19 protein-coding genes are annotated in these 23542 nt (G+C 58.7%); 7 read left to right on the top strand and 12 right to left on the bottom strand.

Going from position 1 to position 23542, the window contains the following annotated elements:
* Positions 1-260: 260 nt before the first annotated feature.
* Entirely contained in the window at positions 261-1592 is a 1332-nt protein-coding gene (locus tag ASC74_RS17040) for a putative porin (RefSeq protein WP_056742651.1), read from the top strand.
* Between the two features lie 168 nt (positions 1593-1760).
* Here the strand turns inward: ASC74_RS17040 and ASC74_RS17035 are convergent, their stop codons facing one another.
* The 3 genes from ASC74_RS17035 to aceK form a co-directional block, all read right to left on the bottom strand.
* A complete protein-coding gene (locus ASC74_RS17035; RefSeq protein ID WP_056742649.1) occupies positions 1761-2882 on the bottom strand; it encodes a beta-ketoacyl-ACP synthase III in 1122 nt (373 codons plus the stop codon).
* A 238-nt stretch (positions 2883-3120) separates the two neighbouring features.
* Positions 3121-7032, bottom strand: a complete 3912-nt coding sequence (gene hrpA, locus ASC74_RS17030; protein ID WP_056742647.1) for an ATP-dependent RNA helicase HrpA — start codon at positions 7030-7032, stop codon at positions 3121-3123.
* 182 nt (positions 7033-7214) lie between these two features.
* A complete protein-coding gene (gene aceK / locus ASC74_RS17025; protein ID WP_056742645.1) occupies positions 7215-8933 on the bottom strand; it encodes a bifunctional isocitrate dehydrogenase kinase/phosphatase in 1719 nt (572 codons plus the stop codon).
* 129 nt (positions 8934-9062) lie between these two features.
* On the opposite strand from aceK, the gene ASC74_RS17020 reads away from it, so the two are divergent.
* The gene (locus ASC74_RS17020; protein ID WP_056742635.1) at positions 9063-9971 is read left to right on the top strand and encodes a DMT family transporter; all 909 of its coding nucleotides are present in this window, start codon (positions 9063-9065) and stop codon (positions 9969-9971) included.
* 74 nt (positions 9972-10045) lie between these two features.
* Here the strand turns inward: ASC74_RS17020 and ASC74_RS17015 are convergent, their stop codons facing one another.
* A complete protein-coding gene (locus ASC74_RS17015) occupies positions 10046-10909 on the bottom strand; it encodes a DMT family transporter (RefSeq protein WP_056742634.1) in 864 nt (287 codons plus the stop codon).
* 592 nt (positions 10910-11501) lie between these two features.
* Between ASC74_RS17015 and ASC74_RS17010 the strand changes: the two genes are divergently transcribed.
* Positions 11502-11909: a hypothetical protein gene (locus ASC74_RS17010; RefSeq protein ID WP_330219784.1), complete on the top strand. Its 408-nt coding sequence runs from the start codon at positions 11502-11504 to the stop codon at positions 11907-11909.
* Between the two features lie 266 nt (positions 11910-12175).
* Here ASC74_RS17010 and ASC74_RS17005 read toward each other — a convergent pair whose 3' ends face one another.
* Positions 12176-13114: an aspartyl/asparaginyl beta-hydroxylase domain-containing protein gene (locus ASC74_RS17005; protein ID WP_056742630.1), complete on the bottom strand. Its 939-nt coding sequence runs from the start codon at positions 13112-13114 to the stop codon at positions 12176-12178.
* A 211-nt stretch (positions 13115-13325) separates the two neighbouring features.
* Positions 13326-14300: a cysteine synthase A gene (gene cysK, locus ASC74_RS17000; protein ID WP_056742628.1), complete on the bottom strand. Its 975-nt coding sequence runs from the start codon at positions 14298-14300 to the stop codon at positions 13326-13328.
* A gap of 96 nt (positions 14301-14396) precedes the next feature.
* On the opposite strand from cysK, the gene ASC74_RS16995 reads away from it, so the two are divergent.
* Entirely contained in the window at positions 14397-15503 is a 1107-nt protein-coding gene (locus ASC74_RS16995; RefSeq protein WP_442965793.1) for a DUF748 domain-containing protein, read from the top strand.
* Here the strand turns inward: ASC74_RS16995 and ASC74_RS16990 are convergent.
* Together ASC74_RS16990 and ASC74_RS16985 are read right to left on the bottom strand one after the other, a co-directional pair.
* Positions 15500-16003 carry a DUF2442 domain-containing protein gene (locus ASC74_RS16990; protein ID WP_056742623.1) on the bottom strand — a complete coding sequence of 168 codons (504 nt, stop codon included), beginning with the start codon at positions 16001-16003 and terminating at the stop codon, positions 15500-15502. The two genes, ASC74_RS16995 and ASC74_RS16990, sit on opposite strands and share 4 nt — an antisense overlap.
* A complete protein-coding gene (locus ASC74_RS16985; protein ID WP_056742622.1) occupies positions 15991-16221 on the bottom strand; it encodes a DUF4160 domain-containing protein in 231 nt (76 codons plus the stop codon). The genes ASC74_RS16990 and ASC74_RS16985 overlap by 13 nt, the downstream gene beginning before the upstream one ends.
* A gap of 202 nt (positions 16222-16423) precedes the next feature.
* Between ASC74_RS16985 and ASC74_RS16980 the strand changes: the two genes are divergently transcribed.
* Positions 16424-17269, top strand: coding sequence for an AAA family ATPase (locus ASC74_RS16980; protein ID WP_008067574.1), 846 nt, complete (start codon positions 16424-16426; stop codon positions 17267-17269).
* Between the two features lie 33 nt (positions 17270-17302).
* Positions 17303-18481: a vWA domain-containing protein gene (locus tag ASC74_RS16975; protein WP_046046088.1), complete on the top strand. Its 1179-nt coding sequence runs from the start codon at positions 17303-17305 to the stop codon at positions 18479-18481.
* A 120-nt stretch (positions 18482-18601) separates the two neighbouring features.
* Here the strand turns inward: ASC74_RS16975 and ASC74_RS16970 are convergent, their stop codons facing one another.
* The 4 genes from ASC74_RS16970 to ASC74_RS16955 form a co-directional block, all read right to left on the bottom strand.
* A complete protein-coding gene (locus ASC74_RS16970) occupies positions 18602-19528 on the bottom strand; it encodes a biotin-dependent carboxyltransferase family protein (protein WP_056742620.1) in 927 nt (308 codons plus the stop codon).
* Complete coding sequence (locus ASC74_RS16965) at positions 19525-20229, bottom strand: 5-oxoprolinase subunit B family protein (protein ID WP_056742619.1); 705 nt, start codon at positions 20227-20229, stop codon at positions 19525-19527. Before ASC74_RS16965 ends, ASC74_RS16970 begins: the two co-directional genes overlap by 4 nt.
* A complete protein-coding gene (locus ASC74_RS16960) occupies positions 20226-20978 on the bottom strand; it encodes a 5-oxoprolinase subunit PxpA (RefSeq protein WP_056742618.1) in 753 nt (250 codons plus the stop codon). The genes ASC74_RS16965 and ASC74_RS16960 overlap by 4 nt, the downstream gene beginning before the upstream one ends.
* A 75-nt stretch (positions 20979-21053) precedes the next feature.
* Positions 21054-22340: an MFS transporter gene (locus tag ASC74_RS16955; RefSeq protein ID WP_056742617.1), complete on the bottom strand. Its 1287-nt coding sequence runs from the start codon at positions 22338-22340 to the stop codon at positions 21054-21056.
* A gap of 160 nt (positions 22341-22500) precedes the next feature.
* On the opposite strand from ASC74_RS16955, the gene ASC74_RS16950 reads away from it, so the two are divergent.
* The gene (locus tag ASC74_RS16950) at positions 22501-23415 is read left to right on the top strand and encodes a LysR family transcriptional regulator (RefSeq protein ID WP_056742610.1); all 915 of its coding nucleotides are present in this window, start codon (positions 22501-22503) and stop codon (positions 23413-23415) included.
* The last annotated feature ends 127 nt before the right edge of the window (positions 23416-23542 follow it).

Raw genomic sequence — 23542 nt, 5'->3', positions numbered from 1 at the left:
TGAAAGCCCGGCGAGTATCGCCCATCGCCAAAAAATCCACACGAGCAATTCGACGACAGCGCTCTAGCTCAATAGTTCTCGACGACTTTGTATCGTCATCGAGACGCCATCACATTGCCACTGCTCTGTCATAAACCATCGCGATACTGGCGCCTGTTTTTAGAGCGCCGGATTCTATACCCGGCCACTGTTTTCCGTCCGTCAACGGTCGGTTGTGTCCTGGATGGCTCAGTCATCCCATTACATCTTCGGAGATTGATATGCGTCTTGCTTCCACGAAAACTGCGGCGGCCCTGTGTGGCGGGCTGTTGCTGGCCATGAGTGTTCCGGCCAGTGCCGCAGTCGACGCCAAACTGCTCGACATGCTCAAGGCTAACGGTTCGATTTCGCCTGCGCAGTACACCGAACTGCAATCCGAGCTGGCCAGGGATCAAAAAGACCAGCAAATCGCCCGCCAGGCTCAACAAGAGACCAACGAGCAGATCGCAGCGACCGCGAAGAAAACCAATGAACTGAGTACCTTCGACCAGAAACTGGCGTGGGCTGCCAAGACCCAATTCAAGGGTGACGTGCGTTTCCGTGAGGAAACGGTCCACAACGATGGCGTACCGAACAACAAAGACCAGGATCGTCAGCGCATTCGTGCCCGTCTGGGTGCCTACAGCGAAATCAACCCGCAAGTCGACACCGGTATCCGTATCGCCACCGGCAGCAACGACGACGCCCGCTCCACCAACCAGGACCTGAACAACTACTTCGACAAGAAGTCGATCTGGCTGGACCAGGGCTACGTCGACTACCACCCTGACGCGATCAAGAACCTGCACCTCATTGGCGGCAAGATGTCTCAGCCATGGGTAAGCATGGGCGACATCATCTGGGATAGTGACATCAACCCGGAAGGCCTGGCGGCGACTTACAAGTACCCGCTGGGCGGCAGCACCGAGCTGTTCGGTAGCGCCGGCCACTACACCCTCAAGGACAACGTCGATGGCGAGGGTGTGCAGTTCAAACACGACCTGCGTCTGTACGCTGGCCAGTTGGGTGCGCGCTTCGCCATCACCGACAGCATGAAAATGACCTTGGGCGGCAGTATCTACTCGTACGACAACGACAAGAACAGCGCCTGCCCTACCACCGGCACCGTCACCGCGCCATGCGCCCTGGCCGTCAACGGCAACAGCCCGAACGAAACCTTCAAACTGTACGAAGGCTTTGGTCAGCTCGACTTCAGCAACCTGCCAGTACCGCTCTCGTTGTACGGTCAGTACGTCAACAACAAAGACGCGAGCAACGATCAGGACACTGGTTGGTTGGCCGGTGTGAAGTCCAAGATCTACGGCTTCGCAGTGGACTACAACTACCGCGATGTACAGCGTAACGCGGTGGTCGGCGCCTTCACCGACTCCGACTTTGCCAACGGTTACACCGGTTCGCGCGGCAGCAAGTTGAAAGTGAGCTACGAGTTGGACAAGAACTTCAACCTCGGCGCGACGTACTTCATGGCTACTTCTGACCAAACCAACGCCAGCCTCAACAAGAAAGACTCCGACATCAACACCCTGCAACTGGATGCCGAAGCGAAGTTCTGATTCCCCGCTACACGACTCGGGCAAGGAAGCTCGAGGCGCTTTTACAAACTCGCGTTGTGGTATCGGTCCCCATCATCCGTCCGATTCTGCAGCGCGAGTTTTTTTGTGCAAAAAAAATCGTCCGACCGCAGGCGAGAGCCTGCGATCGGACGATTCTTTAAAGCGAACTCAGCGCTTGCGCAGAATCACGCTGCCAATCGAGTAACCGGCGCCGAACGAGCTGAGCACTGCCAGCGAACCGGCGGCCAGATCGTCCTGGTTCTTGTGAAACGCGATCACGGAACCGGCGGAGCTGGTGTTGGCGTAGGTGTCGAGAATCACCGGGGCTTCTTCTTCGGTGGCTTCGCGGCCCAGCAGCTTCTTGACGATCAGGTGGTTCATGCTGAGGTTGGCCTGATGCAGCCAGAAGCGTTTCACGTCGCTGATGTTGAGCGTGTTCTCTTCCAGGTGCGTAGCGATCAGCTCGGCGACCATCGGGCAGACATCGCGGAACACCTTGCGGCCTTCCTGCACGAACAGTTTGTCCTTGGTACCGATACCCTCTTCCGCCGCGCGGTTGAGGAAGCCGAAGTTGTTGCGGATGTTGTTGGAGAACTTGGTCAGCAGCTTGGTGCTGACGATGTCGAACTGGTACTTGGACGTCGCCAGGTCAGCACGTTCGATGATCACCGCGGTAGCGGCGTCGCCGAAGATGAAGTGGCTGTCACGGTCACGGAAGTTCAGGTGACCGGTGCAGACTTCCGGGTTGACCATCAAAATCGCCCGGGCCTGGCCCAATTGCACGCTGTTGGTCGCCGCCTGAATGCCGAAGGTCGCCGAGGAGCAGGCGACGTTCATGTCGTAACCGAAACCCTGGATGCCCAAGGCCTCCTGGACTTCGATGGCGATCGCCGGGTAGGCCCGTTGCAGGTTGGAACAGGCGACGATCACGCCGTCGATGTCCGCGGCAGTTTTGCCGGCACGCTGCAAGGCTTGCTCGGCGGCGCCGATGGCCATTTGGCAAAGCACCGACCACTCGTCATTCGAGCGTTCCGGCAGGTGTGGCGCCATGCGTTGCGGGTCGAGGATGCCGTCCTTGTCCATGACAAAACGGCTTTTGATGCCAGAGGCCTTTTCGATAAACGCCGCGCTGGACTCGGTCAACGCTTCGATTTCACCGCGCGCGATGGCGTCGGCATTGTCGGCATTGAATAGCGCGACGTAAGCGTTGAAAGACTGCACCAGCTCTTCGTTGGAGATGCTGTTGGCCGGGGTGTACAGGCCGGTGCCGCTGATGACGACGTTATGCATGGTCGTTTCTCTAATCTGTTCAGGCAGAAAGTGTTGGCACCGACGTACCAACACACAAAGGATCTGCTCCCGTCAGGGGGAGCAAACCTGGCATCGCTTTATTCCGATCCGCCCAGACCTTTGAAGGCTCAAAACCGCGGGGCCGGCGTTTATAGGCGCGAAGTTTGCCATAAACATTGGGTTTTGGCGCCTATTGGCTGGATGACTCCCACCCACAGGTATTGCACAAGCCTCGGGCCTACGGCTCGACTTGGGTCCATAGCTTGTTCAGGCGCTTGTCGGAGATCGGCACCTTGGTCCCCAATTGTTGGGCGAACAGGGAAACCCGGTATTCCTCCAGCCACCAGCGATAGAGTTCCAGCTGCGGATCGCGTTTGCCTTCCTGGGCATGTTTGTTGGCGCGGGTTTGATATTGCGTCCACAGGCCAGACAATTCACCGCTCCAGACCCGATCCCTCTGCACCTGAGCGCCGATTTTCTCGAAGCGCTGCTCGACCGCTTTCAGATAACGCGGCAACTCCTTGAGCCACTGCATCGGGGTTTCCCGGACAAACCCCGGATACACCAGATGACTGAGCTGCTGCTTGATGTCGTTCAGGGCCACGGCTTGCGCCAGGTCGATCTTGCCCTTGAAGCGTTTTTGCAGGCCGTGCCAGAGCTTGAGGATTTCCAGCGTCAGCTTGGCCAGGCGCTCGGCGTGCTCGGTCCAGCCGCCGCGCTTGCGTTCGGCCAGTGAGGCCAACCCGGCGCCATCGCGAGGCAACGGATCTTCGCCATCGAGAATGCAGCTGTCGAGGCTGGCCAGCAGGATGTCTTCGACCAGACTGTCGATGCGCCCCATGTCGCGGTACATCAGACCCAATTCGGTCAGCCCCGGCAACTTGCTGCGCAGGAACTTCGCCGGTTCGGCCAGTTGCTGCATCAGCAAACGCTGCAAGGCCCGACGATGCTGGAACTCGGCTTCGGCCGGCGTCGAGAAACGTCCTTCCTTGACCGTGCCACTCTCTTCCACCAGCGCCGGATACACCGTCATCGATAGCCCGGCGATCTTCTGCTGGGTTTTCTCGGCGACGGCGGCAAACACTTTCGGCTCCACCGGTTGCTGGTTTTTCGCAGTTTGCGGCACGGCCAACGCGGCCTGACTGGCTTCGGCAAAGCGTGCGGTCAGTTCCGCCAGATCACGTCCTTCGCCAAGGAACTTGCCCTGGCCGTCAACGATTTCCAGGTTCATCCGCAAATGGCTGTCGACCTGCTGCGACGCTTCGGCCCAGGCTTCATCGCTGACCCGCGCACCGGTCATGCGCAGCAGTTCACGGCCCAAGGCCTGCGGCAACGAGCCCTCGGCGAAGGTCATGCGCTGCAACGCCGCTTTGACGAAGTCCGGCACCGGCACGAAATTCTTGCGCAGGGCTTTGGGCAGGTTGCGCACCAGCGCGATGCACTTGGCCTCGATGACGCCCGGCACCAACCACTCCAGGCGTTCCGGTGGCAGCATCGGCAACAGCGGCGCCGGCACACGCAGGGTTACGCCGTCACGCGGATGGTTCGGTTCGAAGTGGTAACTCAGCGCCAACTCCAGATCACCGATGTGCAAGGTGTCCGGGTAATGCAGCGCGGTGACTTCACTCGCCTCCCGGGCCAGCACGTCTTCTTCGCGCATGATCAGCAGCTGTGGGTCTTTCTGACTGTTGACCCGGTACCAGCTGTCGAAGGTCGCGGTCTGGTGGATCTCCGCCGGCAGTCGCGCATCGTAGAAGGCGAACAGGGTTTCTTCGTCGGCCAGGATATCGCGGCGGCGAGCCTTGGCTTCCAGTTCGTCGAGCTGTTCCAGCAGTTGCGCATTGGCCGTCAGGCACTTGGCTTTGGATTGAATCTCGCCGCGTACCAGACCTTCACGAATGAAGAACTCACGAGACACCACTGGGTCGATCGGCCCGTAATGAACCGGCCGGCGACCGACCACGATCAGCCCGAACAAAGTGATCTGCTCGAACGCCACAACTTGACCGCGCTTCTTCTCCCAATGGGGTTCGAAGTGGTTTTTCTTGATCAGGTGCCCGGCCAGTGGCTCGATCCAGTCGGCGTCGATCTTGGCGACCATGCGCGCGTAGAGCTTGGTGGTTTCCACCAGTTCAGCGGCCATCAGCCATTGCGGGCGCTTCTTGCCGAGACCCGATGACGGGTGAATCCAGAAGCGCCGCTGACGGGCGCCGAGGTAGTCGCCGTCTTCGGTTTTCTGGCCAATCTGGCTGAGCAGCCCCGAGAGCACGGCTTTGTGCAGTTTCGGGTAATCCGCCGGCTCTTTATTGAGGCTCAACTGCATGTCGCGGCAGATCAGACTCAGCTGCCGATGGGAGTCGCGCCATTCGCGCAGACGCAGGTAATTCAGGAAATTCTTGCGGCACCAATTGCGCAGCGGGCTGGCGGTCAACGCCTGGCGCTGTTCTTCGAAACCACGCCACAAATTGACCAACCCGGCGAAGTCCGAGTCCACGTCTTTCCATTGCGCGTGCGCCTGATCCGCCGCTTGCTGACGTTCCGGCGGACGCTCGCGCGGGTCCTGAATCGACATGGCGCTGGCGACAATCAGCACTTCCTGCAAGCTGCCGAGTTTTGCCGCTTCCAGCAACATGCGGCCCATTCGCGGGTCCACCGGCAACCGCGCCAATTGACGACCGAGCGGTGTCAGCTGGCTGTTGCGGTCGACCGCCGAGAGTTCTTGCAGCAGGTTGAAACCGTCGCTGATGGCTTTGCCATCCGGCGGCTCGATAAACGGGAAATCGGTGATCTCGCCGAGGCGCAGATGCAGCATCTGCAAAATCACCGCCGCGAGGTTGGTCCGAAGGATTTCCGGGTCGGTAAATTCCGGGCGACCGATGAAATCGTCTTCGCCGTAGAGACGGATGCAAATGCCCGGTTCGACCCGTCCGCAGCGACCTTTACGCTGGTTGGCGCTGGCCTGGGAAATCGCTTCGATGGGCAGGCGCTGGACCTTGGCGCGGTAGCTGTAACGGCTGATGCGCGCGGTACCGCTGTCGATCACGTAACGAATGCCCGGCACGGTCAGCGAGGTTTCCGCGACGTTGGTCGCCAGGACCACGCGACGGCCTGGGTGCGACTGGAAAATCCGCTGCTGTTCGGCCGGCGACAGTCGTGCGTAGAGCGGCAGAATCTCGGTGTGCTTGAGCTGAGCCTTGCGCAACATGTCCGCCGCGTCGCGAATCTCGCGCTCGCCGGGCAGGAACACCAGCACGTCGCCGGGGCTTTTGCGCTCGCTGCGTTCGAACGCGGCGATTTCGTCGAGGGTGGCGAGGATCGCCTGATCCACGGTCAAGTCATCCTCGACGCGGTTGCCCTCTTCGTCTTGCTCCAGGGTCAGCGGGCGATACCAGGTTTCCACGGGGAAGGTGCGGCCAGAGACTTCGACAATCGGCGCATCGTCGAAATGCTTGGAGAAACGCTCCAGATCGATGGTCGCCGAAGTGATGATGACTTTCAGGTCCGGGCGACGCGGCAGCAGGGTTTTCAGGTAACCGAGCAGGAAGTCGATGTTGAGGCTGCGTTCGTGGGCTTCGTCGACGATGATCGTGTCGTAGCGTTCGAGGTAGCGGTCGTTCTGGGTTTCCGCCAGCAGGATGCCGTCGGTCATCAGTTTGATCAGGGTGTTGGAATCGCTCTGATCCTCGAACCGCACCTGATAGCCAACCAGCGCACCCAACGGCGTCGCCAGTTCTTCGGCAACCCGGCTCGCCACGCTGCGGGCGGCGATTCGACGCGGCTGGGTGTGGCCGATCAGGCCATGCTGACCGCGACCGATTTCCAGGCAGATCTTCGGCAACTGGGTGGTTTTACCCGAACCGGTTTCACCGGCAATGATCAGCACCTGATGCTTGAGCAGCGCTGCCTTGATTTCGTCGCGCTTGGCGGCGATCGGCAGGCTGTCGTCGTAACGAATCACCGGCAGGCTGGCCCGCCGCGCCAGCACCTGATCACAGGACGCCTGCGTGCGCGTTACCCACTGGGCAAGTTTGGCCTCGTCAGGTTTTTTACGCAGCTCAAGCAACTGCCGCCGCAGCCGGTGGCGGTCGGCGAGCATGGCGTGATCGAGGTTTTTCAGCAGTTTGTCGATGGAAGGCGATTCGTCAGTCATCAGGTACGCAATAAGTCGTCTAGTGGCGCAGGGGGCGGATTGTCGCAGATTTGCGCCGCCATGTGATCGTTCCCACGCTCTGCGTGGGAATGCCTCAATGGGCGCTCTGCGTCCGCTTTGGGACGCGGAGCGTCCCGGGCTGCGTTCCCACGCGGAGCGTGGGAACGATCTGTACCGGGGGGTTATTCGTTATCCAGACATTTGCGGCGATATGGGAACACGTCGATGACCTTCCCGGCACGGATGGCGTCCTGAAGGCTTTTCCAGTAATCGGCGTTGTAAAGCTCACCATGCAACTGATCAAACAACTTCCTTTGCCCCGAATCAGCAAACAAAAACGGCGGAAACTCTTCAGGAAACACATCCAGCGGTCCGATCGAATACCAAGGCTCCGACGCCATCTCATCTTCCGGCGTGCGCGGTTGCGGGATGTGGCGGAAGTTGGCTTCAGTCAGGAAGCAGATCTCGTCATAGTCATAAAACACCACCCGCCCGTGACGCGTGACGCCAAAATTCTTCAGCAGCATGTCGCCGGGAAAGATGTTCGCCGCCGCCAGTTGCTTGATCGCCAGGCCGTAATCTTCCAGCGCCTCGCGGACCTGAGCGTCGTTGGCGTTCTCCAGATACAGGTTCAACGGCGTCATCCGCCGTTCGGTCCAGCAGTGGCGGATCAGCACGGTGTCGTCCTCTACCGACACGGTGGACGCTGCCACTTCGAGCAATTCTTGCAGACAGGCCGGTTCGAACTTGCTCAACGGGAAACGGAAGTCGGCGAATTCCTGGGTGTCGGCCAGGCGCCCGACCCGGTCGACGCTTTTCACCAGACGGTACTTCTCGATCACCGTGGCGCGGTCGACGTTCTTTGACGGCGAGAAACGGTCCTTGATGATTTTGAATACGGTGTTGAAACCCGGCAGGGTAAACACGCTCATCACCATGCCACGCACGCCCGGGGCCATGATGAACTGGTCGTCGGTGTTGGCCAGGTGATTGATCAACGCCCGGTAGAACTCGGACTTGCCGTGTTTGTAGAAGCCGATCGAGGTGTACAGCTCGGCGATGTGCTTGCCCGGCAAAATACGTTTGAGGAAACCGATGAACTCCGCCGGCACCGGCACGTCGACCATGAAATACGAACGGGTGAACGAGAAGATGATCGACACGTCCGCTTCATCGGTGATCAGCGCATCGATCTGAATCCCGCGACCTTCGCGGTGCAGCAGCGGAATCACCAGCGGCCACTGTTCGTCCTGGGTATAGATGCGCCCGACCAGGTACGCGCCTTTGTTGCGGTAAAGCACCGAGGAAAACAGCTCGACGCTCAGCTCCGGGTCCTTGCAGACCCAGTCCGGCAGGTTCTCGCGCAATTGTCCTTCGAGACGACTCAGATCGCCCGCCAGGTTGGCGTAATCCTCGCTGAAGCGGTAGTCGGCAAAAATGCTCGCGAGCATGCCGGACAGCTGGCCCTGAGGTTTGTACGTGCGGGTTTGCGCGGCGCGGGCCCGGCGCAGGCTCGGCCGGGTGGTGTGGATGAACATGCAGCCGTCGCTGATCAGGTCGTGGCTGAACAGCCCGCAGAAAATCGAGTTGTACCAGGTTTCGGACAATTCATCGTCGAAGCGCAGGTCGATCAGCGTGATGTAAGCGCTTTTGACCAGCGGCCAGCAACTGACGTCCAGCGTGTCAGCGTCAAACGCGATGCGCAGTCGTGCCACCGTTTCGCTGACTTTTTCTTCGTAGAGATTGATCCGCGCGGCCGACGCCGATTGCGTCTCCTGCCACTTGGCCTGCTCGAAGCGAGCCCGGGCGCCGTCGGTGATCTGGCGGAAATGCTCGCGATAATCGTCAAAGCCATCGAGGATCATTCGGGCGATGTCGGCGGCTGGCCATTGCTGCGGCATAGGTAAAACCTCGGCGGCTGATGCTTATCGTGGGGCCTGAGCTTAGTGGCCCTTTGTTACGCAACGCAACCATTGCCTTGCGCCCTGACTGGCGCGACACTTGCGCGCCAATCAAGGAAGGAAAGCGCTGTGAACCCCGTCGATACTCTGCGTTTGTTGTCGCTTGCCGCCATTTGGGGCGCGAGCTTTCTGTTCATGCGCATCATCGCCCCGGTGATTGGCACAATCCCCACTGCTTTTTTCCGCGTGTCGATTGCCGCGGTCGGCCTGTTGGTGATTCTCGGGCTGATGCGCATCAGCTGGGATTTCAAAGGCAAGCTCAAAACCGTGATGCTGCTCGGAGTGATCAACTCCGGGATTCCGGCAACCCTGTACTCGGTAGCCGCCCAGGTGCTGCCGGCCGGTTACTCGGCCATTTTCAACGCCACCACGCCACTGATGGGCGTGCTGATCGGCGGTCTGTTCTTCCATGAAAAACTCACCGCCGCCAAACTTGGCGGCGTGTTCCTCGGGCTGTTGGGCGTGGGCATCCTGACCCGAGCCGGTCCGGTGGCGTTCGACATGGAACTGCTGATGGGCGCCCTCGCCTGCCTGCTCGCCACGACCTGCTACGGTTTCGCCGGGTTCCTCGCGCGACGCTGGCTTGATCAGGCAGGTGGTCTCGACAGTCGTCTATCGGCGGTGGGCAGCATGCTGGGCGCGACGTTGTTTCTGTTGCCGCTGTTCGGTTACAGCGTGATCAGCCAGCCACCGGAAAGCTGGGGCGGCTGGAGTGTCTGGTTGTCGTTGCTGGGATTGGGGCTGGTGTGTACGGCGCTTGCGTACATTATTTACTTCCGGTTGCTCAGCTCGGTCGGGCCGGTGAAGTCGATGACCACGACCTTCCTGATCCCGCCGTTCGGGGTGTTGTGGGGGGCGTTGTTGCTGGATGAGCCGTTGTCGATGGCGCACATCTATGGCGGGGTGTTGATTGCGGCGGCGTTGTGGTTGGTGTTGAAGTCGGCGGTGGTGAAGTCGAAAGAGGTGGTTGCCAGGTAGTTTTGTGGTGCTGCCGAGCAAGCACTAGCCAAATAAAAAAGGCCTGGAACTCATGCCCCAGGCCTTGTTTTGTTTCAAGCGTTTTTACGGAATACGAACACCAGACCGATGATGATCAGCAACATGCCGAGCATGCTCAACGCCGCCAGCCGGTTGCCGAAAATCAGGTAGTCCATCACCGCCGTCACCGCCGGCACCAGGTAAAACAGACTGGTGACATTCACCAGATTGCCCCGTGCAATCAGCCGATACAGCAGCAAGGTCGCCAGCACCGACACCACCAATCCCATCCATAACACCGGTACGATAAAACCGGTGCTGTGTTCGAAATGAAAGGGTTGGAACGGCACGAAGACTCCGCAGAGCAACAGCCCGGCCAGGTACTGCACTGGCAGCGTGCCGAGTGGATTGTCGGTGATGCGCTTCTGCATGATCGAGCCGAACGTCATGCTCGCCAGTGCCAGCAATCCGAAGAGCATACCGGCCAATGACATACCGGCCAGACCAATGCCCTGATAGACCACCATGATCAACCCGGCCAAACCCAGCGTCAGACCAAACATTCTGCTGGCTGATCGCTGACGCTCCATGATCACCACCGTGAGAATCGGCTGCACGCCCATGATCGTTGCCATGACGCCCGGAGTGACTTTCAGGTCCAGGGCCAGCAGATAGAAAATCTGATAAGCCCCCAGCAACACCACACCCGTGGCCATCGCATACACCATCGGCTTGCCGCCCTTGGGCAGCTTCAGCTTGAGCAACGGCACCAGCAGCACCAATCCGCAGATTGCGATAGCGAAGCGAAACAGCAGAAAGGCAAAGGGTGACGCGTGGGCCAGGCCCCATTTGGAGAAGATCGCCCCGCTGCTCCACAGCAGAACGAACAGGCTCGTGGACGCCGCCGCGAGCGCGGATTGTTTCGAAAGGACAAACATGAATACCACCTGTAGTCAGGCTAAAAGCCAACTCAGCCGAAGCTGAAATTCAGTAGTTTTTTTCAAGCGGGCACTTTTCAGACGGGCATGGAAACAGCAAAAAGAAGCTGATCAGCCCGAGAAGCCAACGCCTGGCGGTGATACGACTGCGCACACCGGCGTGCTACTGACAGGTGGGGGGTAATGACTGATCTGCGCAGGCTGCTGATTCCCGCACGGCACGACGCCAGCGTTGACCGCTGAATCGACTACCGCGTTGATGAGGGAAGCTGGCATGGGCTGATCTTTTTTGATGGATTGGACGGTGGGTAGAAAACCACCGAGCGCCGACTATAACCAGCGACTGACATGGATTGCAATGACTTGGACAAAGGGCCACTAAAGATAGCAAAAGAAGCGCTGCTTACTCTGGATGAAATGAAATCGCCCGCTTTGGGAGACATGGAATGCAAGAGATCGAATGCCAAGGGAACGGACGTATCTTCGGTATCAGTTGTATAGGTCAAGGGCTCGACAACTGGCCAATTTCTCTATAGCTCAGCCGACCAACGAGCTAGAGCCAAATAGCACCCGAAACAATGTATTAGCGAGCGTGCGATTCGAAGCGATCAATGCAGATGCTTTGACTGCTTTCAGCCTCTGGGATGAACCACACTTTTCATGGGACGAGGTCATTACCTGGAAGGCGAAAGAGCCCATTGCACTGGATCTGGCTATCTGGTTTGGCCTCGAATTATGTGGGCTGTGCTTTGCCAATCCCAACAACAGCCGACTTCGAATCAGGATTGTCCGGTTGGAAGGCAAACCAGGCAGGCCTCGTCTCCTCAAAAACCGTATAGCCCCACTGGCGTTGATCGCCGTCGAACATTACGCACGAATAATCGGCAGTATGCTGATAGAAATTCAGGAACCGGCAGAAGGTGCGGTCCCTATTTATCAAAAACTCGGTTTCGAGTTCGACAATGAAGACCGTCTTGTGATGGCCATAGGGAGCGACTAGTATCGTGAGAACTGTTCAATTTAAGATCAACGCTGGAGGCAATATGCGAGCTCGCGTTAAAAAGTCTTCCGCCCAAGGTGAATCGCCCAAGGCAGAAACAAAACCCATGCCGACAAAGCTTTCCAACAATCAGCTTCGCTTTCTCAAAGTAGCCTTGACGGGTACCCACATCGACGAACCAGACCTGCTCGCGGGACGTCCCTAGCTTTCTCCAACTCAAAAAAAACCGCTCTTAAAGAGCGGTTTTTTTCTTATGTGAACCGGCCTCAACCAAACAACCAATACCCCAACAATGTCAGCACCACCACCGCCAACACCGGTCGCAGCACACGGTAGGCCTTGGGATTACGACGCTTCCACCGCTTGACCACACCGCTGAACTTGTCACTGGAGTTCTTGCTCCAGGCATAGACCTGATTGATCCCGCCAACCCGTTCATCATCAAGATTCTGCGGTGCAGTGGCGCGACCCAAAAAGCCACTGATCCAGCGGTTGATGCGGGTCATCAAGCGGTTGCTCAGCGGTCGTTCGATGTCGCAGAACAGGATGACCCGAGTCTTGTCGGTTTCATTTTTGACCCAATGCACGTAGGTTTCGTCGAACATCACGTCTTCGCCATCACGCCAGGCGTAGACCTGACCGTCGACGAAGATCCGGCAATCGTCGGAGTTCGGCGTCGACAACCCCAGGTGATAACGCAGGGAACCGGCGAACGGATCGCGATGCGGGTTGAGGTGGCTGCCGCCTGGCAGCAACGCGAACATGGCGCCTTTGACGTTGGGAATGCTGCTGACCAAGGCCACGGTTTTCGGGCACAAGGCTTCAGCTGAGGGAAGCGGTTTGTCGTACCACTTGAGGTAGAAACGCTTCCAGCCTTTCTTGAAGAACGAACCGAAACCGGCATCGTTGTTCTTTTCAGCGGCGCGAATGTAACCCTCGTCGAACAGGTGCATCGCTTCGTCGCGAATGACTTCCCAGTTGTCCTTGAGCACGTCCAGTTCCGGGAACTTGCTGCGGTCCAGATAGGGTTTGGACGGCACACCGGAGAACAGGTACATCAAGGCGTTATAGGGCGCGAACAAAGCTGAATGGTTGACGAACTGACGCAGGACCGGCAATCGTGCCTTGCCGCGCAAATGCACATAGAGAGTGCTGCCGAGGAACAGCAGCAACAGCGACGCTTTCGCGGCAAGGGAAAAGGTCATCAACAACTCCTTGATAGTAGACAACTCTGCACAACGCCATTTACCCAACGTGGCAGCAGGCCATGATAAACACTACCGGCCTCGGGAAACACCCGTGTATCCCAACATTCAGTGTTAAGGATTACGCAATAAAGCACTTCTTAACATAAGGTTCCTGAACGGGGGCTGACCTGAATCACCCCCCTCCCACTGGATCAAAAAATCGCAACGTCTATTGTTGATTCTCCTGCTCGGTAAACAGATCACTGAACAGCATGCTCGACAGGTAGCGTTCACCGGAGTCCGGCAGGATCACCACAATGGTCTTGCCCTGCATTTCCGGGGTTTCCGCCAGGCGGACGGCCACCGCCATGGCGGCGCCGCAGGAAATGCCGCTCAAAATCCCTTCTTCCTGCATCAGGCGCAAGGCCATGGCCTTGGATTCTTCATCGCTGACCAACTCAACCCGATCGACCATCGACAGATCAAGATTCTTTGGCACAAAACCGGCACCAATACCCTGGATCTTGTGAGGGCTCGGCTTGATTTCTTCACCAGCCATTGCCTGGGTGATGACTGGCGACACTACTGGCTCCACCGCCACCGAAATAATCGGTTTGCCCTGAGTATTCTTGATATACCGCGAAACCCCGGTAATGGTTCCACCCGTTCCGACGCCTGCCACCAGTACGTCGACTGCACCGTCGGTGTCGTTCCAGATTTCCGGACCGGTCGTTTTTTCGTGGATGGCGGGGTTGGCCGGGTTCTCAAACTGCGACGGCATGAAGTAGGCAGCCGGGTCGCTGGCGACAATTTCAGCAGCCTTCTCGATCGCTCCTTTCATGCCCTTGGCCGGTTCGGTCAGTACCAGTTCGGCCCCCAGTGCCTTGAGCACTTTGCGTCGTTCGATACTCATGGACGCCGGCATGGTCAGCATCAGCTTGTAACCGCGGGCCGCAGCAACGAATGCCAGGCCGATACCGGTATTACCCGAGGTCGGTTCGACGATGGTCATGCCAGGCTTGAGTTTGCCGGTGCTTTCGGCGTCCCAAATCATGCTTGCACCGATCCGGCACTTGACCGAGTAACCGGGGTTACGCCCTTCGATCTTGGCCAGGATGGTCACGCCGCGCGGGGCGATACGGTTGATCTGCACCAGCGGCGTATTGCCGATGGAATGGGCGTTGTCAGCGTAGATACGGCTCATGGCTGGGTCCTTATACAGCGTTAAATAAGCTCTCCAAGGTATGCCTGTTGCCCTTGGTCGTCCAGTCAGTCGAACGTCCCGCAACCGCAGCAGTCAATGGCTTTACAACGCCAGAGATTTGCCATCATGAAACGCAGATACAGTTGGCCCCTGTGGACCCTCGCCGGCTTCGTTGTGCTGCTGATTGCCCTGCACATCGCCCTGCCCTACATGGTGCGCGACTACCTGAATGAAAAGCTGGCGAACATGGGCGACTACCGTGGCCAGATCACCGATGTGGACCTGGCCCTGTGGCGCGGTGCGTACAAAATCAACGGGTTGAAAATCGTCAAGGTCGAGGGCAAGGTCCCGGTGCCTTTCGTCAACGCGCCGCTGATCGACCTTTCCGTCAGCTGGCACTCGCTCTGGTACGACCACGCCGTCGTGGCCGAGGTGCAGTTCTTCAAACCCGAGGTGAACTTCGTCGACGGCGGCGCCAACAAGCAAAACTCCCAGACCGGTCAGGGCACCGACTGGCGTGCGCAGTTGAGCAAACTGGTCCCCATCACCTTGAACGAAGTGCAGATCAACGATGGCAAGATCAGTTTCCGCAACTTCAACTCCAAGCCCCCCGTGAACATGAACGCCACTCAGGTCAACGCCAGCATTTACAACCTGACCAACGTGGTCGACACCAAAGGCAAACGCGACGCTCGCTTCGAAGGCAAGGCGCTGCTGCTCGGGCACGCCCCACTGGAAACCACCGCCACCTTCGACCCTTTTAGCAACTTTGAAGATTTCGAGTTCCGCCTGCGGGCCAAAGACATCGAACTCAAACGCATGAACGACTTCGCCTCGGCCTATGGCAAGTTCGACTTCAATGCCGGTCACGGTGATGTGGTCATTGAAGCCGAGGCTAAAAAAGCTCAATTGACGGGTTACATCAAACCGCTGCTGAAGGACGTCGACGTGTTCAATTGGCAGCAGGATGTCGAGAACAAGGACAAAGGGATTTTCCGTTCTATTTGGGAGGCCCTCGTCGGGGGCTCCGAAACGGTGCTGAAAAATCAGGGCAAGAATCAGTTTGCCACTCGCGTCCAACTCAGGGGCAGCGTGCATCAGCGAGATATCAGCGCATTCGAGGCTTTTTTGCAGATTTTACGCAACGGCTTCATCCAGGCGTTCAATGCCCAATACGAACGACCCAAGCCGGACGCCGGTTAAGGCTTGCGTGTGACGGTATAGCGACCGGTTTCTTCGGCCGCCCGCGCCGGGCTCGATTGCTGCTGCAAGAAGTCCCAGCCCAGGCAGGCCAGTGCCAGCGATCGCGGTACGGCTTCACGACCACTGCTGTAACGCGTAATGCTGCGGGCACTGACCCCCAACGCTTCGGCCGCCTGATTGAGCGGCAGCCCGGTACGAGCGCGCCAGTCGATGAAGATCCGGGTGTTTTCGTCCGATGCGTTTTGCGCGAGCGCATCCAGATACAGAGTGTCGGCGCCGATCTGGATGTCCAGTTCGGGCCACTCAACGCTCCAGCCTTCATCACCCAGGGTTGCACCGTCGAAAGCGCCAGCCTCCAGCAATGGCTGCAACCCTGGATAGGCGCGCAGGTCCCGACTCAAATCGAGGTTCAGTTGCTGACCGTCGATAAAGGTCAGCACAAGGCGGTGATCCGGCAACGCCTGCACGGCCGACAGCCGTGGTCGCTTCATGGGTAACATCGTTTCCAATCCTCCAGCAATTGCACCTGATGGGCCCTGACCCACTTCAGCGCTTCCTTGATAATCAGCGGCGGCGCCTTGCCCACCATCACTTCGACGGTTTCCAGGCTGAGCATGACGTCCAGCCCGCCACCGGTCAGGTGGACATGGGGCGGCGGATGATCCTTCTCGCGCAACTGAATGCGGTACGTATCGCGAAACCGATATTTAGTAGACATGCCCAGCAAGCTATCGCCAAAATGGCGATAGCTCAATACTGGCTAGCGGCCGAGACTGAGTCAAGATGTGACGCCCCATTCAGAGACTGAATAAGCCGTCTGCGTTCACAGTCGACCGGGCACCGCGTTATAGTCGGGTACTACAATTATTGCGCCCCGCCCTGCTTCGTTCAGGTCGGCGTTACCGTTCGAGGATTAGCAGATGAAGTTCGAAGGCACCCAGGCTTACGTCGCCACCGATGACCTGAAGCTGGCGGTCAACGCCGCCATCACCCTGGAGCGTCCGCTGCTGGTCAAGGGCGAGCCGGGCACCGGTAAAACCATGCTCGCCGAGCAACTGGCCGAGTCCTTCGGCGCCAAATTGATCACCTGGCACATCAAGTCCACCACCAAGGCGCATCAAGGCCTGTACGAGTACGACGCGGTCAGCCGTCTGCGTGACTCGCAACTGGGCACGGAAAAGGTTCACGACGTTCGCAATTACCTGAAAAAGGGCAAGCTCTGGGAAGCCTTCGAGTCCGAAGAGCGGGTGATCCTGCTGATCGACGAAATCGACAAGGCCGACATCGAGTTCCCGAACGACTTGCTGCAAGAACTCGACAAGATGGAGTTCTACGTTTACGAGATCGACGAGACCATCAAGGCCAAGAAGCGTCCGATCATCATCATTACCTCCAACAACGAGAAAGAGCTGCCGGACGCCTTCCTGCGCCGCTGCTTCTTCCACTACATCGCGTTCCCGGATCGCATCACGATGCAGAGAATCGTCGACGTGCACTACCCGAACATCAAGAAGGACCTGGTCAGCGAAGCGCTGGACGTGTTCTTCGACGTGCGCAAGGTGCCGGGCCTGAAGAAAAAGCCATCGACCTCCGAACTGGTGGACTGGCTGAAGCTGCTGATGGCCGACAACATCGGCGAAGCGGTACTGCGCGAGCGCGATCCGACCAAGGCCATTCCGCCGCTGGCCGGCGCTTTGGTGAAGAACGAACAGGACGTGCAGTTGCTTGAACGTCTGGCGTTCATGAGCCGTCGCGGCACTCGCTGATCCCTCTGTTTAACAAGATAGAGGGCGATAGCCATGCTGCTTAACCTGTTCAATGAAATGCGCGCAGCCAAAGTACCGGTCTCGGTACGGGAGCTGCTGGACCTGATCAACGCGCTGAAGCAGCGCGTGACCTTCGCCGACATGGACGAGTTTTATTACCTGTCCCGGGCGATTCTGGTGAAGGACGAAAAGCATTTCGACAAATTCGACCGGGCGTTTGGTGCCTACTTCAACGGCCTGGAAAAACTCGACGATCACCTTCAGGCATTGATCCCGGAAGACTGGTTGCGCAAGGAATTCGAGCGTTCGCTGACCGACGAAGAGCGGGCGGCGATCCAGTCCCTCGGCGGCCTGGACAAGCTGATCGAGGAGTTCAAGAAACGCCTCGAAGAACAGAAAGAACGTCATGCCGGCGGTAACAAGTGGATCGGCACAGGCGGTACCAGTCCGTTTGGCTCCGGCGGCTTCAACCCGGAAGGCATTCGTGTCGGCGATGCAGGCAAGCGTCAGGGCAAAGCGGTCAAGGTCTGGGATCAGCGCGAGTACAAGAACCTCGACGATTCGGTGGAGCTGGGCACGCGCAACATCAAGGTCGCCCTGCGGCGGCTGCGCAAATTCGCACGCCAGGGCGCGGCGGAAGAGCTGGACATCGATGGCACCATCGACCACACCGCGCGCGATGCCGGGCTGCTGAACATCCAGATGCGGCCCGAACGGCGCAACACCGTGAAATTGTTGCTGCTGTTCGACATCGGCGGCTCGATGGACGCCCACGTGAAAATCTGCGAAGAGCTGTTCTCGGCCTGCAAGACCGAGTTCAAACATTTGGAGTACTTCTACTTCCACAACTTCATTTATGAATCGGTGTGGAAGAACAACATGCGCCGCACCTCCGAGCGCACGTCGACCCAGGACCTGCTGCACAAATACGGCGCCGACTACAAAGTGATCTTCATCGGCGACGCCGCCATGGCGCCGTACGAAATCACCCAGGCCGGCGGCAGCGTCGAGCACTGGAACGAAGAAGCGGGTTATGTGTGGATGCAGCGGTTCATGGAGAAGTACAAGAAGGTCATCTGGATCAACCCGTATCCGAAAGATACCTGGGGCTATACGTCGTCGACCAACATCGTGCGGGACTTGATTAACGACCAGATGTACCCGTTGACGTTGCGGGGGTTGGAAGAAGGGATGCGGTTTCTCTCCAAATAAAGATTGTTGTTGTCTGTGATGCCCCCTTCGCGAGCAAGCCCGCTCCCACATTGGTTTTGTGTACGACACAGGTCCAGTGTGGGAGCGGCGGTGCGACGATTCGACTTGCTCGCGAAGCTTTTAGCGGTCTGAAAACCGGCGTAGATATTCGACTTGTTCCCGGTGCGCGACATCCTGCACCACCGGTTTCAACCGTACCTGCGTCCCCGGCAGGCACTGCGCCAGTCGCGCCAGGGCCAGCGGCGTCAACGCCCCCAATCGCGGATAGCCGCCAATGGTCTGCCGATCATTGAGCAGCACAATCGGCTGCCCGTCCGGCGGCACCTGAACCGCACCCAGCGGGATGCCTTCGGAAATCATCGGCTTCCCCTGATACTGCAACGCCGTTCCCAGCAAGCGGATGCCCATCCGGTCGGCACGGCTGTCGAGGGTCCAGACGCTGTTGAACGCTTCAAACAGACTCTGTCCACTGAACTCGCCGATCTGGGCACCGAGCACCAGGTCCAGCGGCGCGTTGAGTTTGAAATCCGGCACCTGTTCGCGCGCCAACTCCCGCAGCAGGAGCAGCGAGCTGCCCGAGTAGCTCAACTGCGCATCTTTGGCCAACGCCCGGCCCATGCCATCCAGCCCGCCGAGTTCCTCACGGACCACGGTTGCGCTACTGCCCAACACCTTTGGCGCATCAAATCCGCCCGGAGCCGCCAAATAAGCCCGAGCGCCAAGCAGCGGCTGAGTGAATTGCAATTGCTGACCTTTGTTCAGCCTGAAACTGCGCCACGGCGCCAACGCCTCGCCATCCACCTGTGCCCCCAGATCCGCCCCGGCCAACGCCAGCACGCAATCCTCTTCGGCAACGACAGTAAACCCGCCGAGGGTGATTTCAATCACCGGTGCATCCAGGCCATTACCCAGTAACCAATTAGCCCACGACATCGACCGCCAATCCGCCGCCCCGCCCTGGGTCACGCCCAGATGCCGCATGCCAAAACGGCCAGCGTCCTGCAACAGGCACAACGGTGTACTCGCTTCTATTGATAGACGGCTCATGCCTGCGCCTCCAATGGCGTGTCATCACCGCCCAGATTGATGAATTCGGCATGGCTGACGGCTTCGAAGCGCACCGTGTCGCCTGGTTGCATCAGGCTGTAGCCGTCGCGTTCACGATCGAACAATTTGGCCGGGGTGCGGCCGATCAGATTCCAGCCACCGGGGGACACCACCGGGTAAGCGGCGGTTTGGCGTTCGGCGATGCCGACGCTTCCCGCAGCCACTTTTTTACGCGGAGTGTTCAGACGCGGCGCGGCCAGCGCTTCTTCCACCAGCCCCATGAAGGCGAAACCCGGCGCAAAACCCAAGGCGAACACCTGATATTCGCGCTCGCTGTGGCGACGGATCACTTCATCCACGGCCAATCCGCTGCGCTGGGACAACAGGCTCAACTCCGGGCCAACGCTCAAGTCATACCAGACCGGCAACACATGACATTTACCACGGGTGCAGGCGTTGGGCGACAGATCGATCAAGGCCTCAGCGATCAGTTCCCGAGCCTGGGCCGGACTCAACGCAGTCAGATCGTAATGCACCATCAACGTCGTATAGGACGGCACCAGATCGATCAGATGCCCGGCGAACGCAGCACGCAGACTTTCACTGGCGGCGAGCATCCACGGCATGTTGGCCTCGCTGATCTCATCGAACAGGCGAACCATCAGGCAATCCAGCGCCACCACTTCTACCCGCAGTTTCATGGCGCGCTCTGCTGATCAAGTGCTTCGCGAATACGTCGTACGGCGGCTACCGAACTGGCATTGTCGCCGTGTACGCAGAGGGTGTTGGCTTGCAAGTGCAAGTCACTGCCATCGCTGGCCGTGAGGTTGCCGCCGCGGGCAATGGTCAGCGCCTGTTCGATGATTGTTTCGGGATCGTGATGCACTGCGCCCGGCAGTTGCCGCGAGACCAGCATTCCTGCGCTGTCGTAAGCGCGATCGGCGAAGGCTTCGAACCACAGGGTCACGCCGTATTCATCGCCCAACTGCTGGGCGGCGCTGTTGTCGCGAGTGGCCATCAACATCAGCGGTAACTGGCGATCATAGGACGCCACGGCCTGAAGCACGGCGCGCAATTGCGCCGGGTTGGCCATCATGTCGTTGTACATCGCGCCGTGCGGTTTGACGTAACTCACCCGCCCGCCCTGAGCCCGGCAAATGCCGTCGAGGGCACCGATCTGGTAATGCACAATGTCCTGAAGTTCCTGGGCGGTGTAGGCCATGGAACGGCGGCCGAAACCGACCAGATCCTGATACGCCGGATGTGCGCCGATCTGCACCCCGTTGCTCAGGGCCAGGCTGACCGTCTTGCGCATGATGCTCGGGTCGCCGGCATGGAAGCCGCAGGCGATGTTGGCGCAATCGATGAAGGGCATGACCTCGGCGTCCAGACCCATGGTCCAGTTGCCGAAACTCTCGCCGATGTCGCAGTTCAATAGCAGGCGGCTCACGGTGAACACTCCTTTCAGCTTTATTCTTTTTAACTGCGGGACAGTTTTTGTAACGGCAGGCCCGCAGATTATCAGTTACTCGGCTTCGAGTTGCTTGCCACGGGTTTCCGGCAGGCTCAGGGCCGCAAGGATCACCACCCCGTAGGACACCGCCGCAAAAGCACCGATTCCCACGCTCAATGGCACCTTCTGGCTCATCAAGCCGATCAACAGTGGGAACAACGCCGCCAGCGCCCGGCCGATGTTGTAGCAAAAGCCCTGACCCGAACCGCGAATCCGCGTTGGAAACAGCTCGGTCAAAAACGCGCCCATGCCGCTGAAGATCCCCGAGGCGAAGAAGCCAAGAGGAAAGCCCAGCCAGAGCATCACGCCATTGCTGACCGGCAATTGGGTGTAGAGCAGAACAATGGTGAACGAGCCGACCGCGAACAGAATGAAGTTCTTTTTACGCCCGAGGATGTCAGTCAAGTACGCGCTGATGACATAACCGACGTAGGAACCGACGATCACCATCGCCAGATAACCGCCCGTACCAAGTACGCTCAAACCGCGTTCGTTCTTCAGAAAGGTCGGCAACCAGGAGGTGATCGCGTAGTAACCGCCCAGGGCACCGGTGGTCAGCACCGAGGCGCGAATCGTGGTGAAAAGGATGCCGGGAGCGAAGATCTCGTAGAACTTTGCCGGGTTGCTGGGTTCTTGCTTAGCCTTGGCTTCGCGATAGATTTCCGGGTCCTTGACCAGCCGACGGACGAAGATCACAAAAATCGCCGGCACGATGCCAAGGATGAACAGTGCGCGCCAGGCGTCTTCCGGTGGCAGCACCGAGAACAGCAGCGCATACAAAATCGCCGTTAGTCCCCAACCCAATGCCCAGCCGGATTGCACCATGCCCACCGCCTTGCCGCGGTCCTTGGCGCGAATCACTTCACCCATCAGCACCGCGCCGGCGGTCCATTCGCCGCCGAAACCGAAGCCCATCAGCGTGCGGCTGATCAACAGTTGCTCGTAGTTCTGGGCGAAACCGCAGAGGAAGGTGAAAAAGGCGAACCACAGCACGGTGAGTTGCAAGGTGCGTACGCGACCGATGCGGTCGGAGAGAATTCCCGCCACCCAACCGCCGATGGCCGAGGCGATCAGGGTGCTGGTGTGAATGAGCCCGGCCTCGCCGGTGGTGATGCCCCACATCGCAATCAGGGTCGGCACCACGAAGCTGAGCATCTGAGTGTCCATGCCGTCCAGGCCATAGCCGATCTTGCAGCTCCAGAAGGTGCGGCGTTCCTGCTTGTTGATGTTGCGGTACCAGTCGAAAGGTCCCGGGCGAACCGTGGCTTTTGGGATGTTGAGCGTGTCGGGCGCACTCATGGCAAATCTCCGCGCTAATTTTTATTGGTATTGTTCTGAGCCCCGACGACGCCTATCGTGGGAACCGGATGGCCTGATTTTTGGGCTCCTTGCCCTGCTGCGTCCAACTAATAAAAACCCGCCCTAGACATAAGAAAACTTTGTCGCAAGAGCTGACCCCATGAACCTGAAGTTTCTCGAGACCTTTGTCTGGGTCGCCCGACTCAAGAGTTTTCGCCTGACGGCAGACAAGCTCTTCACCACCCAGGCGTCGATATCCAGCCGCATTGCCGTGCTCGAAGGCGAGCTCGGGGTGAAGCTGTTCCTGCGCGATTCACGTGGTGTGAGCCTGACGCCCGAAGGCTTGAAAGTGCTCGAGTACGCCGAGCAAATGATGGACACCATGCAATCCCTCAAGCAGTCGATCGAAACCCGTTCGAGCAAGGTCGGACGGGTTCGCATCGGCGTGATGGACACGGTCATCCATACCTGGTTGAGCCCGTTGGTGGCGCAAATGATGGATCACTATCCGCTGGTGGAAATCGAGTTGGTGGCCGATACCGCGCTCAACCTCTGCGATCAGCTGCAAAAAGGCTTTCTCGATCTGATCCTGCAAACCGACCTGTTGCGTCAGGAAAGCGTGCGCAGCCTTGAACTGGCCAGTCACCCGATGGGCTGGATTGTGGCGACAAACTCGATCTATAACCGCGAGTATTCAGGCATTGCCGACCTGGCGCGGGAACGGATCATTACCTATTCGAAAAACTCCCATCCGCATCAGGAGATTCTCGCCCTGATGCAGGCCAACGGCATCATGACGCCACGCCTGAACTGCGTGAACTCGGTGTCGGCAATCACCCGGTTGCTGCGGGACGGTTTTGGTATTGGCGCGCTGCCGCCGGTGCTGGTAGCCGAGGAACTGGCGCGGGGGGAATTGACCTTGCTGGCCATCGATCAACGGCCACCGAATTTGCAGGTGGTGGTGTCGTGGCGGGTTGGCGTGGAGTGGGTCGAGGAGATTGTTTCGTTATGTCAGCAGGTGCTGGACGGGTATGCGAAGAAGGTGGGTGAGAACTACATCGTCCTCGCACGCTGATCGGCGCTGATCGTTCCCACGCAGAGTGGACTGACCCCAAAAAGTTGGACGATTGTCGATCTAGGCCTGAACGAATTGAGTCCTGTATTCGACAGGGCTCAGTCCGTTCAGCTTCAGCTTGATACAC

This window comes from Pseudomonas sp. Root329, assembly GCF_001424925.1.
Classification (GTDB): domain Bacteria; phylum Pseudomonadota; class Gammaproteobacteria; order Pseudomonadales; family Pseudomonadaceae; genus Aquipseudomonas; species Aquipseudomonas arabinosi.
The sequence above is the reverse complement of the archived record's forward strand: the minus strand, read 5'-3'. Positions and strand labels throughout refer to the sequence as shown.